The organism is Desulfurella amilsii, from assembly GCF_002119425.1.
Classification (GTDB): domain Bacteria; phylum Campylobacterota_A; class Desulfurellia; order Desulfurellales; family Desulfurellaceae; genus Desulfurella; species Desulfurella amilsii.
Map to the genome: position 1 here is coordinate 1,097,350 of NZ_MDSU01000018.1, position 14,696 is coordinate 1,112,045.

Consider the following 14,696-nt stretch of genomic DNA (forward strand, 5'->3'; position numbering starts at 1 on the left):
AACTACAATTTAAATAGAGCTCTTGCAATCTTTTTTAGCGTTGTGCTCTCTTGGAGCTTACCCATCATCCAGTCTTCGCTAGCCATTTTATTCAACATGGAAATTGTTGGAAAAGAATGCTGAGTCATGAGAATGTCAAACATTGATAATTTAAATTGAATAGCCAAAATCCACTCATGTATAATCTCACTTGCACTCTCGCCTACTATTGTTACGCCAAAAATCTTACCTTTTTTATTTGTTATAATTTTTATAAAACCTTCTGTTGCCCCATCTACAATTGCCCTGCCGTAACTTTCATAATCCTTTTTAATCACGATAACCTTGAGTCCTTTTTCGACAGCCTCTTTTTCAGTTAAACCAACATTGGCTACCTCTGGTGTTGTAAATACAGACCACGGTATCAAATATTTATCGTAGTGAATTTTAAAAGGCATTGGATTTATCGCATTCATTAGAGCAATCATACCTTGGTGCATAGCAGAGTGCGAAAAATTTGATATACCATTGCAATCACCAATCGCATAGATATGCTTTATATTTGTCCTTAATGCTTTATCCACAATTATGCCTTTTTTGTTGTATTTTATGCCTATTTTGTCTAATTTCAACGCTTCTAAATTGGGCTTTCTGCCTGTTGCAATCAATATTTTTTCGCTTTCAAATATGTGTGAATCGGTGTCCACAAATACTTTATTGTCTTTTTGGAATACGCGTTTAATGGGTGTTTTGTTAAAAACTTTTATATTTTCTTTTTTGAATCTTTCTTCCAAAACCAAAGCTGTTTGAGCATCTGCAAATGGTAAAAGATGCTCATCTATATGTACAACGTTTACGCTGCTTCCAAGCCTTGCAAAACTTTGAGCCATCTCACACCCGATAGCTCCTCCTCCAATGATTGTAAGACTTTTAGGCATGCTTTTTTGTATAAACAAATTCATGTTTGTCAGCTTCAATGATTCATCAACCTTGTCCAACCCTTCAATACTCGGTATAAAAGGTGCTGTACCTGTGGCTATGAAAATCTTTTTTGCTCTATATATATTTTCGCCCACCTTTACTGAATGTGAGTCTACAAATTCGGCATTACCTTGATTGATAATAAGTTTTACCCTAACAAAAGCCTGCATGAGTTTTTTGCCGCTTATGCGGCTAATTTTTTGTCTTACGATATCCAGCGATTCGTCAGGGTCAGTAAAAATACTTGAACGAATGCCAAATTTTTCTAAATTATGTGAAATTTGATTTACCTGAGCGGTTTTTAATAAAGCTTTACTTGGCATACAACCACAATTTAGGCACTCCCCACCCACTTTGTTTTCTTCAACAGCAAGCACTTCCAAATCCAAAGCGCTTGCCATAGCAGATGCGGCCATACCCGCTGGGCCCATACCTATAACAATAAGATCATAGATTTTCAATTCTACCTCCAAAAGTTACTAACTTAATAACCGTAGTAATATACTCACTTTTCTATTCAAGTCAATTAATACGTTTACATTACATTTACAATCTATTTAAACTACATTTACACATACTCTATAATATCTAAAATGAAAATTTGCTTTAAGGAGGTTTTTTATGAAAAAGACAGTTGTTAGCGCACTTTTGGCAGCAACACTATTGGGATCAAGCTTTAGTGCTAGCTTTGCTGGCGGTTTTGGGGCAATGGCTGCACCGGGTGGTTTTGGTACACATTGTTCTGGAGGCTTAGGGTATAATGCAAGAGGCGGCTTTGGCTACCAATACATGCAAAAAGAACTAAACCTAACACCAAGCCAAATTCAGCAAATTGAACAGCTCAGGCAAGAGGGATTTCAAAAATTTGCAAAACAGCAGTCAAACTACAAAATGCCTATGTATGATGCAATAGCTTCTGGGAGTTTCAACAAGAAAGTCTTTATCGAAGAATCAGAGCAAAATGCCAGGCTAAGAGCTCAAGACAGGGCAAACCATCTAGAGCGCTTTTTTAACATTTTAACACCACAGCAGAAACAAAAGTTTGTAGAACTGCAAAAAGAGCGTATGCAGTTTGCCCTAAAAAACATGGAAAACAGACAACAAATGCTGCAAGATAGGATTAATTACCTAAAATCAAATGTTCAATAGAAAAATTTTGACAACTATGCTATATTATAAGTCTGGGGCAAAAGCTCCAGACTTAATTGACTTACACTATGATAAATATACTAATGATTGAAGACGATACAGAGCTTGCCGAGCTTTTGAAAGAATACTTAGCTAAATTTAATATGAAAATTACAAACTTTGAGTCTCCCACAAAAGGCTTGCAGGCACTTGAAAAAACGCACTACGACCTTTTGATACTGGATTTGAGCCTACCTGAGTTAGATGGTATAGATGTGTGCAAAAAAATTGCAAAAAATGCCATCGATATACCCATTATTATATCATCTGCGCGCAGTGATTACTCTGACAAGGTGCTTGCACTGGAGATTGCAGCAGATGACTACCTTGCAAAACCATATAACCCGCGCGAGTTAGTAGCGCGCATACAAGCCCTTTTAAGAAGAGTAAAAAAGCAAAAAAATCAAAAAAACGCAAAAAGCGATTTTTACATTGATGAAAATGAAATGACTATAATGCATAAAGGTAGTAAATTAAACCTCACTTCGGCTGAGTACGAGGTACTAGCGCTGTTTTTAAAAAACAAAAACCGTGTATTAACAAGAGATTTTATTTTAGAAAATACAAAAACTATGGACTATGAAAGCATAGATAGGAGCGTTGATGTAATTGTAGGTCGCATTAGGAAAAAAATCGGAGATGACCCAAAAGAACCTCGCTATATAAAATCCATAAGAGGTCTTGGGTATAAGTTTGCAGAATGAACAAAAATTCCATCTTATTTAAATTAAATTTAATTTTTATTTTAACTTTTGTCGTGTCAGGTGCACTTTTTTTGTTCGTATATTTTACGCTACAAAAACAATCCAACTTTGAATTTATAAGAAAAAGCATGTTGCTTGTAAGGACACACAACTTAAACACATACGCAAAATCAGAAAACATAAGCCTCATTGAAAACCCCAAAGAAATAGAACAAATCTTAAAAGACTCTAAGGTGATACTAAAAAAAGAAATGCCCGCTGGTATGCAAAATTGGGCTTTGCTTAAATTTAAATCCCACACTTACCTCTTTATGCAAATGCCAAATCAAACCTTGCTTATCAAAAAAGAACAAAGGTTTGGAGCACCAAGTTTTATACTTATTTTATGGGCGGTTTTTGTAGCAAGTATTTTGTTTTTATACATAAGCATTTTAAAATCTATATATCCCATAAAAGTACTGAGAAAAAAAATTGAAGAATTTAAAAAAGGTAATTTAAATATAAATTTTGAGCTAAAAAGAAAAGATGAGGTGGGATTCCTTGCAAAAGAATTTCAAGAGGCTATAGATAATTTAAAAAAAAGTGCAGAGTTAAGACAGTGGTTTTTGCGCAATGTAGCACATGAATTAAAAACACCCATTGCAAAAGGTATGATAGCAAGCGAACTATTAAATGACGAAAATAGAAAGCAAAATTTCTTAAGAATTTTTAAAAGACTCGATGTGCTTATAAATGAATTGCTTTCTATCGAACAAATTGCAGCAAAAAATATAGAAGATTCCGCACAGTGCTATAGGTTTTCTCAAATATTAGAATCAGCAAAAAAACTACTGTTCTTAGAAGATGAAAAAATCAAATATACCCCAGATGTGAATTATACCTTAAAAGTTGACATAGATTTTTTTGCTATAGCAATAAAAAACTTAATAGATAACGGCATAAAATTTTCTTCTAATAAATCGATTAGCATCTACGAAAAAGACAAAAAAATAATCTTTTCGAACTTAGGCGAAAAACCTCATATTGACTCTGATAAAATGTTTGAGCCATTTTCAAAGGAAACGTCGCCAAAAAACAAAGAAGGCATGGGGCTTGGATTGTATGTTACAAGGTACATTTTAGATAAGCACAAAATTAAAATTACATACAACTACGAAAATGGCGAAAATATTTTTACTTTACACATAAAGCAGATATTGTGCGATAATTAATTTTTTACTTAAAAATTTTCACAAATTTATTTAAAAAATTAGCTAAATGTGATATACTAACAAAAAATAAAAAATGGGGGCATTATGAAACAGGTTGTAGGCATATTTTTAAGTATTATTTTTGCTTTTGGCATAGCATTTGCACAAGGTGAAAAGCTAAATATCAACATTGCAAGCCAACAAGCGCTATCACACCTGTCAGGTATAGGTCCAAAAACGGCAAAAAAGATCATTGACTACAGAAACGCTCACGGCTTTTTTAACAATGTAGAAGAAATAAAAAACGTCTCAGGCATAGGCGAAAAAAAATTTGAGAAACTAAAAGACTACATAACGACAACAGGTGGCGTAGTTGAAATTAAAAAAAATACTCGTAAAAAATTTTAGGGGGGTAAATGAAGCGCATTGGTGTTTTAACAAGTGGGGGAGATTGCTCGGGAATAAATGCAACACTCAAAGCTATAGTTGAAGAAGCTTATAAAAATAACATAAGAGTAACTGGTTTTTTAGAAGGATACAACGGACTGGTAAACGATCTAGCAATCGAGCTAACGCCCATGCAGGTAAGCGGAATATTACAAAGGGGTGGCACAATATTGATGACATCACGTTGTGAAGAATTTATGCAAGAATCTGGTTTTAACAAAGCATTAAAAACGCTCAAAGAAGAAGAGATAGAAGGCCTAATTGTAATTGGCGGAGATGGTTCTTTGCGCGGCGCAAAAAAATTGGTTGAAGCAGGCGTACTGTGCGTTGGTATACCAGAGTCAATTGATAATGACATATATGGCACAGATATGGCTTTAGGTGTTGATACGGCGCTAAATATTATTACAAATGCCATTGATATCATACGCGATACTGCATCAAGCCATAAGAGGGCGTTTGTTATAGAAACTATGGGCAGAGAAAGTGGCTATTTAGCTTTGATGAGCGCTATGGCTTCTGGCGCTGAGGCTGTCTTAATACCGGAAATTGACTATGATATAGATTCTATTATGCAAAGATTAAAATTAGAGCATGAACGTGGAAGAAAATACAGTATAATTGTTATTGCAGAAGGGGTTAAAAAAACACAAGAGGTAGCAGAAAAGTTAAAAGTTGAAGCTGAATTTGATACCAGACTAACAATTTTGGGCCATATTCAAAGAGGAGGCAACCCAAGCGTATTTGATAGAACGCTTGGTATGAGGATGGGTATTAGAGCCGTACAGTCAATAATAAATAAAAAATCTTCAGTTATTGGTTTACAAGGAAACGATTTAAAAAATGTACCCTTCGATGTGGTTTTTTCTAATAAAAAAGTATTCAATGATATGATGTTGGAGTTTGCTCGCCTAAAGTCTAGATAACCTATTTTCAAAAAAAGCTATAGCTTCTTCTAATTTTTTTTTAGCTTCTTCTTTGGTGGGAGCTTTTGCGGTAAACCTTACATGCATCGTGTCTGATGAAAAACCAATGGGTAAGGTTTTTACATATACACCAGTTTTTTCTACCGTTGCCAAAGAAACAAAAGCAAGCAAGCTTTCATCATTTATATTGCATTCAATTATTTGAGATTGTGCAAAAACAGGCTCAATAATAGACTTTAAAATAGGCTCCACTTCATCTTCAAACATAGCTTGCATCTCGTTTGGCACACCAGGTAAACAAAAAATATGCAAGTCATTCTTTTTTAAATATACACCACAGGCAGCGCCTACCTTATTTTTTAGCAATACAGAGTTTTTTGGTACATAAGCCATTTTTTGCCTATTTACATTTAAATTTTTATCTGTAATCTTACCTGCATCGTATAACTTTTCGTAAAAAAATTCTATATCAGACAAGCACTCTTTGTTTAAAACTAACTCTTCACCTACTGCTAAAGCCAAAGCTTGAAGCGTTAAATCATCAAATGTTGGTCCAAGTCCACCTGTTGTTATAATCAGTTGCGTTTTATTTATAAAATAGTCTACTACTTGAGCAATATCGTTTAAATCATCATCTAAAAAAACAACAAACCTATTCTCAATGCCTATTTCACTAAGTTTCTTTACCATATAGTAAACATTGTTGTCTTTTATCTGAGCTGATATTAGCTCTTTTCCTATGCCAAAAACCGAACTTTGCATAAAAATGGCGGAGCCGACGAGACTCGGACTCGCGACCTCTGGCGTGACAGGCCAGCGTTCTAACCAACTGAACTACGGCTCCGAAAAATGGTGGGCGCAGCAGGACTTGAACCTACGACCCCCTGCTTGTAAGGCAGGTGCTCTTCCAGCTGAGCTATGCGCCCAATATTCAAACAAATTACTTGTTGGCCAATTCTTTAAAAACTTTTCCTACTTTAAAAGCTGGTAAGTTAAAACCCTTAATAGTAATTTTCTCACCCGTGCGCGGATTTCTACCCGAGCGTTCTTTTCTCTGACTCAAATAAAATGCACCAAAACCAGTTAAACTAACTTTGCCACCCTCTGCAATTGAATTCATGGTTTCTTCAATAGCAGTATCAACCACTTTTTTTACATCAGCCTTTTTTAACTGGGTAACAGCAGCTACTTTCTCAATCAACTCAGCCTTAGTCATGCCACAACCTCCAATAACTTGGCGTCCCCAGCGGGATTTGAACCCACGTTTTCGCCGTGAAAGGGCGATGTCCTTGGCCAACTAGACGATGGGGACTTTTTACTTGGTGGGTCGTGCAGGAGTCGAACCTGCGGCCAATAGCTTAAAAGGCTACTGCTCTACCGCCTGAGCTAACGACCCACAAAATCTTTATCTAATATACATATTTGAACGCGATTGTCAACAAATTATTAAACTAATCACAAAAAACCTAACAAAAAAGTAAAACTTAAGGTTTTATAGAAAAAATTCTTTCTGTCATAAAAGTTTTTAAAAGATTTGATTTTTTGTGATGCTTAAACAACACCAATGGTATTTGGCATGCTATAGCAATTGAATTTAATAAAAATTCAACTTGTACTATATTCTTAAGCCTTACACAAAAAAACAAACATTAAAAACTTGTTTTTTGTCAAATTGGGTATATAATTTTTTAAAATATAGGGGGCAATTTTATGTCAAAAGAAAAAGAAAATGAGAAGCAGGAATTGTGTAAGCTCTGGATAGAGCTTGTGAAATTTCAAAATACACTCATAAAAAAAGAAGAAAAAGTGCTATTAATACTAGAAGGTAGGGATTCAGCGGGCAAAGATGGTATGATAAGAACGATAACAAGGCATTTAAGTCCTAGAGAAACACGTGTATTTGCTGTTTCAAAGCCAACAGATAAAGAAGCAAAAGAATGGTATTTCCAGCGCTTTGTACCGCACTTGCCTGCGCCGTGCGAGTTTGTTTTGTTTAACAGGAGTTGGTACAATAGAGCTGGCGTTGAACGTGTAATGGGTTTTTGTACAAAAAAAGAGTATGAGCAATTCTATGAAGATGTAATATATTTTGAAAATTTGCTGCTTAATGCTGGTATAAAGATGTTTAAATTCTACCTGGATATTGATAAAAAAGAACAGGAAAAAAGGCTTGAATCGAGAAAAAAAGATCCGCTTAAACAGTGGAAAGAAAGCCCCGTTGATGATGCAGCGATAAAACATTTTGATGATTATACGCAAAGCAGGAATGAGATGTTTGAGCGCACACATACTCCACAATCGCCATGGGTAATAGTAAATGCAAATGATAAGCATAAAGCACGATTAAATTTAATTAAATATTTTCTTCTTAATGTTGACTACAAAGAAAAAAATGAAAAGATTCTCAATGTAGACCCTAACATAGTTGTTGTTTACAATAAAAATTTTTTTATCAAATAATAATACTATGTTGCTTTACGAGGAATTAGATAAAACTATTTTATATCAGCTTTCAGAAATAGAAAGTAACTTTAAAGACCTGTACTCTAAAAAAGATGCAGTGCATGATCTACGCGTGTCAATTAGGCGTTTTTTTTCGTATATTGTGTGTTTAAAAAAATACCTAAATATCGATCCAAAAATACTCTACAGCACAAGGTTTTTTCTTAAATCTTCTAATAAACTTAGAGATACAGAAACATTGATTGAGAAAATTAATTTGCTTGAACCATTTGAATATGATTTAAAGCCACTTATGGAATATTTGCTTAATGAACATAATCAGCAAAAGCTTAATTTTCAAAACATGCTTAATATTTATTTACCTGATTTTCTACTACAAACAAGAAACATAATAGAACAAAAAACTCACCACAAAGAGAAATATATGAATACCACATTTAAAGAGGCATTACAAAAAGCACTTTATAAGCAATCAAAAAAAATTAAAAAAATAGAACCTCAAAAAAATAATTTGCATAAATTGCGCATCGAGTACAAAAAATACAGATACATTTTAGAAATATTCGATAAAGTCTATCCTGAAAGTAAAGCCCTTGAGGCTATTTCAAAACTAAAATGGCTTCAAGATAAATTAGGCTATGTTCAGGATTTAAATACACATATAAGTTATCTTCAATCCCTAAAAATTCTTTCCTTGAGTGATACAATTGACGCACTTATCAAAACTTTTAAAAGTATTTTAAAACAAAACAGAAAAAATATCATTTTGGCATTATCATTTTTTAGATTTTTTCAAATAAGTTGGTACCACAATGACTGAGTATCCTATCGTAGCAGTAATAGATATCGGTTCAAACTCCATAAGGCTTCAGATTGCTCAAAGCTTGGAAAAAAGCTATAGAATTATTCAAGATTACAGAGAGATTTTAAGACTTGGCGATTGCGTTTTTTCAAAAGGCTACATTGACGAGCAAATAACAGATTTGTTTTACAAAAATATAGAGGTTATAAATAATCTCATACAAAACAACAAAGCTACAATTGTAAGGGCTGTGGGCACAGCAGCGCTAAGAGATGCTTCAAACTCTAAAGAAATTATAGAAACAGTTAAACAGCGCTATGGAATAGATATCGAAATAATTAGTGGCAAACAAGAGGCTTATTTTAATTACTTAGCTGTTTTGTATAACTTTGATATAAAAGATATAAATACCCTAACCATAGATATTGGCGGCGGAAGCAGCGAGATTGTATTATCAGAAAAAGGCGAGTTAAAAAATTCCTATAGCACTTTACTTGGATGTTCTAGGCTAAAGTACGAATTTTTAAAAAAAGACCCACCTGCACAGTCTGAAATCTATGCCATGAAGGATTTCATAGAAAAAACATTAGAAAATATAGAAGATTTTGAGCCAGATACCATTGTTGGCACTGCTGGAACACTAAACAATATTGCAACTATGTACTATATATCTCAAAGTAAAAAAGCTTCATCTTACGCCAAATACGTACCAAGAAGCTATGTGAAAAACCTTATTAATAACCTAAGAAGAATGAAAGTTGATGATATAAAAAAAATAAAAGGCACAGAAGAAAAGCGCGCAGACATCATTTTGCCTGCTTGTATGGTAATAGAAAGCATAATGTCTTTATATGGCATTGAGGGTTTTTACACATTTATGGGTGGCCTAAGAACCGGTCTTTTGATTGATACACTAAATAAAATTGGGTTGGCATTTCCATTTCAAACGCTAGACAGTGATTTAAAGTTTTCAAGACTAATCGAGTTGGGCAATAAATTCAACTTCGAAGAACAACATGCGCTTTGTGTAATGGATTTATCAAAAAAACTCTTTGAGCAATTAAAAAATACACTAAAGCTAAAAGAAAAAGACTTTGCTTTACTTGAAGCATCGGCAATTTTGCACGATATTGGCACGTACATATCATTTTCAAAACACCATATGCACTCTTACTATCTCATAACAAACTCTGATTTAACGGGATTTAGTATCAAACAAAAAAACATGATAGCAACTATTTCATATTTTCATAGAGGTAACTTACCAAACAAATCGCACGGACTTTATCAATCTTTTTCTAAAAAGAAGCAAGAAAAAATAAAAAAACTAGCTTCAATCTTGAGAATAGCAGATGGTCTTGACAGGAGCCATAGAAGCTTTGTTAAAGATGTTAAAGTAAGCATAGAAAAAGACAATATAAAAATTGTAGCTATATCCAGCGAAGATACATTTTTAGAAATTAAGGCGGCGAATGCAAAAAAGAACCTTTTGGAAAAAATTACTAAAAAAAGAGTGTCCATCATATGAAAAACGGCATTTTTGGTATTATAAACATTGGCTCAAGCGCTATACGCATGCAAATTAGTGAGTTTAAAAATTCGAAAGAAAGAATTTTAGAAAGCATAGTAACGCCCATCGCGCTGGGTTTAGATACATTTGAGAAAGGATATATCACCTTAGAAAAAGCGAAAGAAACAGCTCAAATATTGTCAAAATACGCTCAGAAACTAGATGAATATAAAATCTGGGGTAACTACAAAGCCATTTGCACAAGCGCCGTTAGAGATGCTCAAAACAAGTATTTTTTTATAAATTACATAAATACAAAAACACAGCTCGATATAGAAATCATTGAAGAATCTCAAGAAATGTACATAAAATACTTGGGTGTGAAAAACGATATTAAAAATTTTGACAAACTTGCACAAGAGGGCCTATTGATTGCATATTTATCAAGCGGCAGTTTATCGATTAGTATTAAAGAAAACGAAGTAGATTTGTTTAATTCCGTGTTTAATTCTGGTTCGCTTAGACAATTTTTATTGTTTAAAGACTTTGATGTAATCATTAGATCTAAGGCCTACGAAGAACAAATGGGCAAAATCATTAATACAATAAGACAAAATTTCACTTCATTAAACTCAGTAAAATATATGATAGGCTGCGGCAGCTCAATAAATCTGCTTGTAAAACTATTAAAACCCAAAAGCAATAAAATAACATACAAATCGCTGAACACGCTTTATAATTCAATTAAATCTACAAGCCCCCAAACAATCTGTCAAACCTACAGCTTGACCCAAAACGAAGCTAATGTAGTTGTACCTATTGTATATACTTTTTCTGCTTTATTAAAAATGCTTAACCTGGACGGATTTTTATTTTCAAATTCCACATTTCCTCAGCAGTTGGTAAGTTATTATTCAAAGAAATTTAAAGAAAAATCGGTAAATAAAAAAATCTTAAATCAGGTTATTGCTTACTCTAAAAAATACAACAACGATCTAAAGCATGCTAAAAAAGTTTTGTATTTTGCAAACAAGCTATATTCTGAACTAAAAAGCATTCATTCAATGACACAGAAAGAAAAGATGGTTTTAGATTGCGCATGCATACTTCACGACGTAGGCTACCATATAGGTATAAATAATCATCACCAGCACTCATATTATATTGCAAAATCCATAAATATACCAGGAATAGACAAAGAAATCATCGATTATGTGGCAGCAAGCGTGCTATTTCACCGAAATAAAGCAAAAATCGAATCCGAAGATGAATTATTAAGTGCGCCGATAGAAAAGATTTTAGTGCTAAAAAAAATCATTGCGCTATTAAAAATAGCCGATTCATTAGATGCAAGCCATATGCAAATAATAGAAGATATTGATATCAATGTTAGCGAAAACGAGGTTAAATTTATAGCTACCGCTTTAAAAATACCTTTTTTAGAAGAATTAACATTTAAAAACAAGTCTGTAGATTTTTTAGAAACTTTTGGCATTGCCCCAAAGTTATATATAAAGTTAAAGTATGAGTAATTTTTTATACAATAATAGAGAATTAAGCTGGCTTGATTTTAATTATCGCGTACTTGAACAAGCAAGAAACCTAGGTGTGCCGTTACTTGAGAAACTAAAATTTGTTGCTATACACGCATCAAATTTAGATGAGTTTTTTATGGTTAGGGTTGCTGGTTTAAAAGATCAGGTTGATGCGGGCTATGATGTAGCAGATATTTCAATGAAAACCCCCAAACAACAACTTAAAGAAATTGCAACAAAAGTCCTTTCACAGGTAAACTTTCGAAACGATATTTTTAAAAATTACCTAAAGCCACAATGCAAATCAAAAGGTATACTTATTAACCCAAAAGGTTACCTAGACAAAATCGAAGAAATTTTTTACTTAGATATCTTGCCTGTTTTAACACCTGTTGCCTTAAACAATATAAATAAACTCCCTTTTATACAAAACCTTAGTTTAGTTTTTTTTGTTGAAATAGAAAAAGACTCGCAATTGCTCTACTCTATGTTGATCATACCAAATGTACTTCCAAAATCATTTAAAATTAAATACAAAAAGCAGTCAATCTACTATACGACAAACTATATTGTAGAGCAATTCTTGAACAAAGTTTATACTAACTACAATATAAAGCGTTATTTCTTGTTTAGACTTACGCGCAATGCAGATCTTCCCATACACCAGGAGCTTTCAGAAGACTTACTTGAGGCTATCGAACATTATTTAGATTTAAGAAAAAAAAGTAATGTTGTACGCTTAGAAATTGACAGAGAAATCGACAAATTTTTTATTGACAAAATGATTGGCTACTTTGATATTGAACCAAGTGATATTTATATTACAAATGGGCCAATTGACTATAGTTTTATCTTTAGCATGAAAGAGACAAAGAAATCGCTTTACTTTGAAACCTTCAAGCCGGTTGTTCCAAGCTGCCTCCAGAATATAAAAAAATTTAGTTTTTTTGATGTGTTAAAATCAAACGATATCTTTTTATTTAGACCCTATCATGATTTTAAACTTGTCATTAAATTTCTTGAGGAAGCTGTATACGATAAAAATGTTTTATCTATCAAAATAACGCTTTATCGCACAAATGATGACTCAAAAATCATTGAACTTTTGGAAGAAGCGGTAAAAAATGGAAAACATGTTAGCGTGGTAATCGAATTAAAAGCGCGCTTTGATGAAGGAAAAAACGTTGAGGGGGCAAAGAGGCTTGAAAATGCTGGCTGTATTGTTACCTATGGATTTTTAGACCTAAAAATCCATGCAAAATGTATGCTTGTTGTAAGAAAAGAATCAGATCAATTAGTGCGCTACACACATATATCCACAGGCAACTACAATGAACAAACTGCCCTTATATATACAGACATTGATTACATAACAAAAGATGATTTAACTGGCCAAGAAATTGTTAATTTGTTTAACTATATGATGGGTTACTCTGATATATATGATTGGCAACGCATATCAATTTCACCAAAAACGCTTAGAAGTTCAATAATAGACTTGATAGACAATGAAATCCAAAATGTTAAAAAAGGCTCAAAAGGTCATATTATTGCAAAACTCAACTCTTTATACGATAAGCAAATATCCGATAAGCTTTACGAAGCATCGTTGGCCGGTGTAAAAATTGATCTTTTAGTAAGAGGTTTATGCTCTATTGTGCCCAAAGTAAAGAATTTGAGCGAAAATATTACAGTTAAAAGTATTGTTGGACGTTTTTTGGAACATGCGCGTATTTTATACTTTTATGATAACGGCAAAGAGAGGTTATTTGTTTCAACTGCCGACTGGATGGTAAGAAATTTTGACAAACGCATTGAAATCCTCTATGAAATAAATAACCCTCATGCGAAAAAATTTTTAAAAACTATATTGAAGGTAAGCTTTAACGATAAAACCGCGTGGGAGTTAGCTAATTACACATACAAAAAAGCCTCTAAAGACAACAAAAGTCTTGGCTCTCAATATTTTTTTCTTAAAAATATATCAAGGATGATATAAACTTACAGTATCTTCCTTGGGAGCTGCCAATTCTTAGAAAAAGCAATCACGCGTAACACAAATATGATAAATGTACAAATGAATAAATTGACTGATGTATTTAATTTTAATAGGTCCAAAACATAAAATAGCGAAGTACCAACTACACATGCTGAAGCGTAAATTTCTTTTTTTAATACTAATGGTATTTCAGCTGATAAAACATCCCTAATCATGCCTCCAGCCACTGCTGTAATTGTGCCTAAAATAATAGAACCGATAAAGCTCATGTGACAATCTATGGCTTTTGATACACCAATCGCGCTAAATACACCAAGGCCCATAGCATCAAAATAAAAAAACAAACGCCTATTTTCTATGCTTTTGGGGCTAATAAAAACTATTATTGATGTTATAATAGCTATTATTATATCAAGGTTGTGAACAAAAACATATGGTGGCAAACTATCTAAGATAACATCTCTAATAATTCCTCCACCAATTGCTGTTACAAGGCCAAGTACCACCACGCCAAACACATCCATTTGCTTTTTAACACCTATGAGTGCTCCAGATGCAGCAAACGCCATTGTGCCTATAGCATCAAGCACATTAACCCAACTCATCATTTTAGTTTTTGACAATTATCATCGTAAATTGACAGAGTTTTTAACATCTTAGTAATCTTTACTCTTTAAGGTTTGTTAGTTTTTGAACTTTAATTTTTGCTGTTTCTTTCATAAAATTGACTTTTAACATATCAACAGCTCATTGTCAAAAACTAATATTTGATTTTTATGTCTTAATTGTTTATAATGTGCGAGAATTTGTTAAAGGAGGTTACATGAAAAGGACATTCCAACCACACAACACACCTAGAAAAAGAACTCACGGTTTTAGGACAAGAATGAAAACAGCAAACGGTAGGCAAGTTTTATCTAGAAGAAGGGCAAAAGGTAGAAAACGATTGGCAATTTAAAATTTGATTTTGAA

General features: G+C 33.2%; 15 protein-coding genes and 4 tRNA genes. 11 read left to right on the forward strand and 8 right to left on the reverse strand.

Annotation, left to right across the window (positions count from 1 at the left end):
- Positions 1–2: 2 nt before the first annotated feature.
- Complete coding sequence (locus DESAMIL20_RS09220; RefSeq protein WP_086034562.1) at positions 3–1,421, reverse strand: dihydrolipoyl dehydrogenase family protein; 1,419 nt, start codon at positions 1,419–1,421, stop codon at positions 3–5.
- Positions 1,422–1,581: 160 nt separating this feature from the next.
- Here DESAMIL20_RS09220 and DESAMIL20_RS09225 point away from each other — a divergent pair, with 160 nt between their 5' ends.
- The 5 genes from DESAMIL20_RS09225 to pfkA all read left to right on the forward strand — a co-directional run bounded on the left by DESAMIL20_RS09225 (position 1,582) and on the right by pfkA (position 5,415).
- The gene (locus DESAMIL20_RS09225; protein WP_086034563.1) at positions 1,582–2,109 is read left to right on the forward strand and encodes a Spy/CpxP family protein refolding chaperone; all 528 of its coding nucleotides are present in this window, start codon (positions 1,582–1,584) and stop codon (positions 2,107–2,109) included.
- 68 nt (positions 2,110–2,177) lie between these two features.
- Complete coding sequence (locus DESAMIL20_RS09230) at positions 2,178–2,852, forward strand: response regulator transcription factor (protein WP_086034564.1); 675 nt, start codon at positions 2,178–2,180, stop codon at positions 2,850–2,852.
- Positions 2,849–4,063: an ArsS family sensor histidine kinase gene (locus DESAMIL20_RS09235; protein ID WP_086034565.1), complete on the forward strand. Its 1,215-nt coding sequence runs from the start codon at positions 2,849–2,851 to the stop codon at positions 4,061–4,063. Before DESAMIL20_RS09230 ends, DESAMIL20_RS09235 begins: the two co-directional genes overlap by 4 nt.
- 84 nt (positions 4,064–4,147) lie before the next feature.
- Complete coding sequence (locus DESAMIL20_RS09240) at positions 4,148–4,450, forward strand: ComEA family DNA-binding protein (RefSeq protein WP_086034566.1); 303 nt, start codon at positions 4,148–4,150, stop codon at positions 4,448–4,450.
- An 8-nt stretch (positions 4,451–4,458) separates the two neighbouring features.
- Positions 4,459–5,415, forward strand: a complete 957-nt coding sequence (gene pfkA, locus DESAMIL20_RS09245) for a 6-phosphofructokinase (RefSeq protein WP_086034567.1) — start codon at positions 4,459–4,461, stop codon at positions 5,413–5,415.
- On the opposite strand, the gene DESAMIL20_RS09250 is transcribed toward pfkA, so the two are convergent.
- The 6 genes from DESAMIL20_RS09250 to DESAMIL20_RS09275 form a co-directional block, all read right to left on the reverse strand.
- Positions 5,401–6,177: a competence/damage-inducible protein A gene (locus DESAMIL20_RS09250; RefSeq protein WP_086034568.1), complete on the reverse strand. Its 777-nt coding sequence runs from the start codon at positions 6,175–6,177 to the stop codon at positions 5,401–5,403. The two genes, pfkA and DESAMIL20_RS09250, sit on opposite strands and share 15 nt — an antisense overlap.
- A 5-nt stretch (positions 6,178–6,182) precedes the next feature.
- Positions 6,183–6,259: transfer RNA gene (locus DESAMIL20_RS09255), tRNA-Asp, on the reverse strand.
- Between the two features lie 6 nt (positions 6,260–6,265).
- Positions 6,266–6,341: transfer RNA gene (locus DESAMIL20_RS09260), tRNA-Val, on the reverse strand.
- Positions 6,342–6,355: 14 nt separating this feature from the next.
- Positions 6,356–6,631 carry an HU family DNA-binding protein gene (locus tag DESAMIL20_RS09265; RefSeq protein ID WP_086034569.1) on the reverse strand — a complete coding sequence of 92 codons (276 nt, stop codon included), beginning with the start codon at positions 6,629–6,631 and terminating at the stop codon, positions 6,356–6,358.
- 19 nt (positions 6,632–6,650) lie between these two features.
- A tRNA-Glu gene (locus DESAMIL20_RS09270) sits at positions 6,651–6,727 on the reverse strand.
- A gap of 8 nt (positions 6,728–6,735) precedes the next feature.
- Positions 6,736–6,811 (reverse strand) — tRNA-Lys (locus tag DESAMIL20_RS09275).
- 314 nt (positions 6,812–7,125) lie between these two features.
- On the opposite strand from DESAMIL20_RS09275, the gene ppk2 reads away from it, so the two are divergent.
- From ppk2 to ppk1, 5 genes are read left to right on the forward strand one after another with little or no spacing between them, the layout of a single operon-like run.
- Positions 7,126–7,875 carry a polyphosphate kinase 2 gene (gene ppk2, locus DESAMIL20_RS09280; RefSeq protein ID WP_086034570.1) on the forward strand — a complete coding sequence of 250 codons (750 nt, stop codon included), beginning with the start codon at positions 7,126–7,128 and terminating at the stop codon, positions 7,873–7,875.
- A gap of 7 nt (positions 7,876–7,882) precedes the next feature.
- Positions 7,883–8,698: a CHAD domain-containing protein gene (locus DESAMIL20_RS09285; protein ID WP_143340268.1), complete on the forward strand. Its 816-nt coding sequence runs from the start codon at positions 7,883–7,885 to the stop codon at positions 8,696–8,698.
- The gene (locus tag DESAMIL20_RS09290) at positions 8,691–10,208 is read left to right on the forward strand and encodes a Ppx/GppA phosphatase family protein (RefSeq protein WP_086034572.1); all 1,518 of its coding nucleotides are present in this window, start codon (positions 8,691–8,693) and stop codon (positions 10,206–10,208) included. Before DESAMIL20_RS09285 ends, DESAMIL20_RS09290 begins: the two co-directional genes overlap by 8 nt.
- The gene (locus DESAMIL20_RS09295) at positions 10,205–11,722 is read left to right on the forward strand and encodes a Ppx/GppA phosphatase family protein (RefSeq protein WP_086034573.1); all 1,518 of its coding nucleotides are present in this window, start codon (positions 10,205–10,207) and stop codon (positions 11,720–11,722) included. Before DESAMIL20_RS09290 ends, DESAMIL20_RS09295 begins: the two co-directional genes overlap by 4 nt.
- Positions 11,715–13,724 (forward strand): polyphosphate kinase 1, encoded by a 2,010-nt coding sequence (gene ppk1, locus DESAMIL20_RS09300; protein WP_086034574.1) that lies wholly within the window; start codon positions 11,715–11,717, stop codon positions 13,722–13,724. The genes DESAMIL20_RS09295 and ppk1 overlap by 8 nt, the downstream gene beginning before the upstream one ends.
- 2 nt (positions 13,725–13,726) lie before the next feature.
- Here ppk1 and DESAMIL20_RS09305 read toward each other — a convergent pair whose 3' ends face one another.
- Entirely contained in the window at positions 13,727–14,332 is a 606-nt protein-coding gene (locus DESAMIL20_RS09305; RefSeq protein WP_143340269.1) for a trimeric intracellular cation channel family protein, read from the reverse strand.
- 215 nt (positions 14,333–14,547) lie between these two features.
- Here DESAMIL20_RS09305 and rpmH point away from each other — a divergent pair, with 215 nt between their 5' ends.
- Entirely contained in the window at positions 14,548–14,682 is a 135-nt protein-coding gene (gene rpmH / locus DESAMIL20_RS09310; protein ID WP_086034576.1) for a 50S ribosomal protein L34, read from the forward strand.
- Positions 14,683–14,696: the final 14 nt, after the last annotated feature.

Coding starts and splice junctions, on each gene's coding strand:
- DESAMIL20_RS09225 (WP_086034563.1), top strand. CDS start 1,582: ATGAAAAAGACAGTTGTTAGCGCACTTTTGGCAGCAACACTATTGGGA.
- DESAMIL20_RS09230 (WP_086034564.1), top strand. CDS start 2,178: ATGATAAATATACTAATGATTGAAGACGATACAGAGCTTGCCGAGCTT.
- DESAMIL20_RS09235 (WP_086034565.1), top strand. CDS start 2,849: ATGAACAAAAATTCCATCTTATTTAAATTAAATTTAATTTTTATTTTA.
- DESAMIL20_RS09240 (WP_086034566.1), top strand. CDS start 4,148: ATGAAACAGGTTGTAGGCATATTTTTAAGTATTATTTTTGCTTTTGGC.
- pfkA (WP_086034567.1), top strand. CDS start 4,459: ATGAAGCGCATTGGTGTTTTAACAAGTGGGGGAGATTGCTCGGGAATA.
- DESAMIL20_RS09250 (WP_086034568.1), bottom strand. CDS start 6,177: ATGCAAAGTTCGGTTTTTGGCATAGGAAAAGAGCTAATATCAGCTCAG.
- DESAMIL20_RS09265 (WP_086034569.1), bottom strand. CDS start 6,631: ATGACTAAGGCTGAGTTGATTGAGAAAGTAGCTGCTGTTACCCAGTTA.
- ppk2 (WP_086034570.1), top strand. CDS start 7,126: ATGTCAAAAGAAAAAGAAAATGAGAAGCAGGAATTGTGTAAGCTCTGG.
- DESAMIL20_RS09285 (WP_143340268.1), top strand. CDS start 7,883: ATGTTGCTTTACGAGGAATTAGATAAAACTATTTTATATCAGCTTTCA.
- DESAMIL20_RS09290 (WP_086034572.1), top strand. CDS start 8,691: ATGACTGAGTATCCTATCGTAGCAGTAATAGATATCGGTTCAAACTCC.
- DESAMIL20_RS09295 (WP_086034573.1), top strand. CDS start 10,205: ATGAAAAACGGCATTTTTGGTATTATAAACATTGGCTCAAGCGCTATA.
- ppk1 (WP_086034574.1), top strand. CDS start 11,715: ATGAGTAATTTTTTATACAATAATAGAGAATTAAGCTGGCTTGATTTT.
- DESAMIL20_RS09305 (WP_143340269.1), bottom strand. CDS start 14,332: ATGATGAGTTGGGTTAATGTGCTTGATGCTATAGGCACAATGGCGTTT.
- rpmH (WP_086034576.1), top strand. CDS start 14,548: ATGAAAAGGACATTCCAACCACACAACACACCTAGAAAAAGAACTCAC.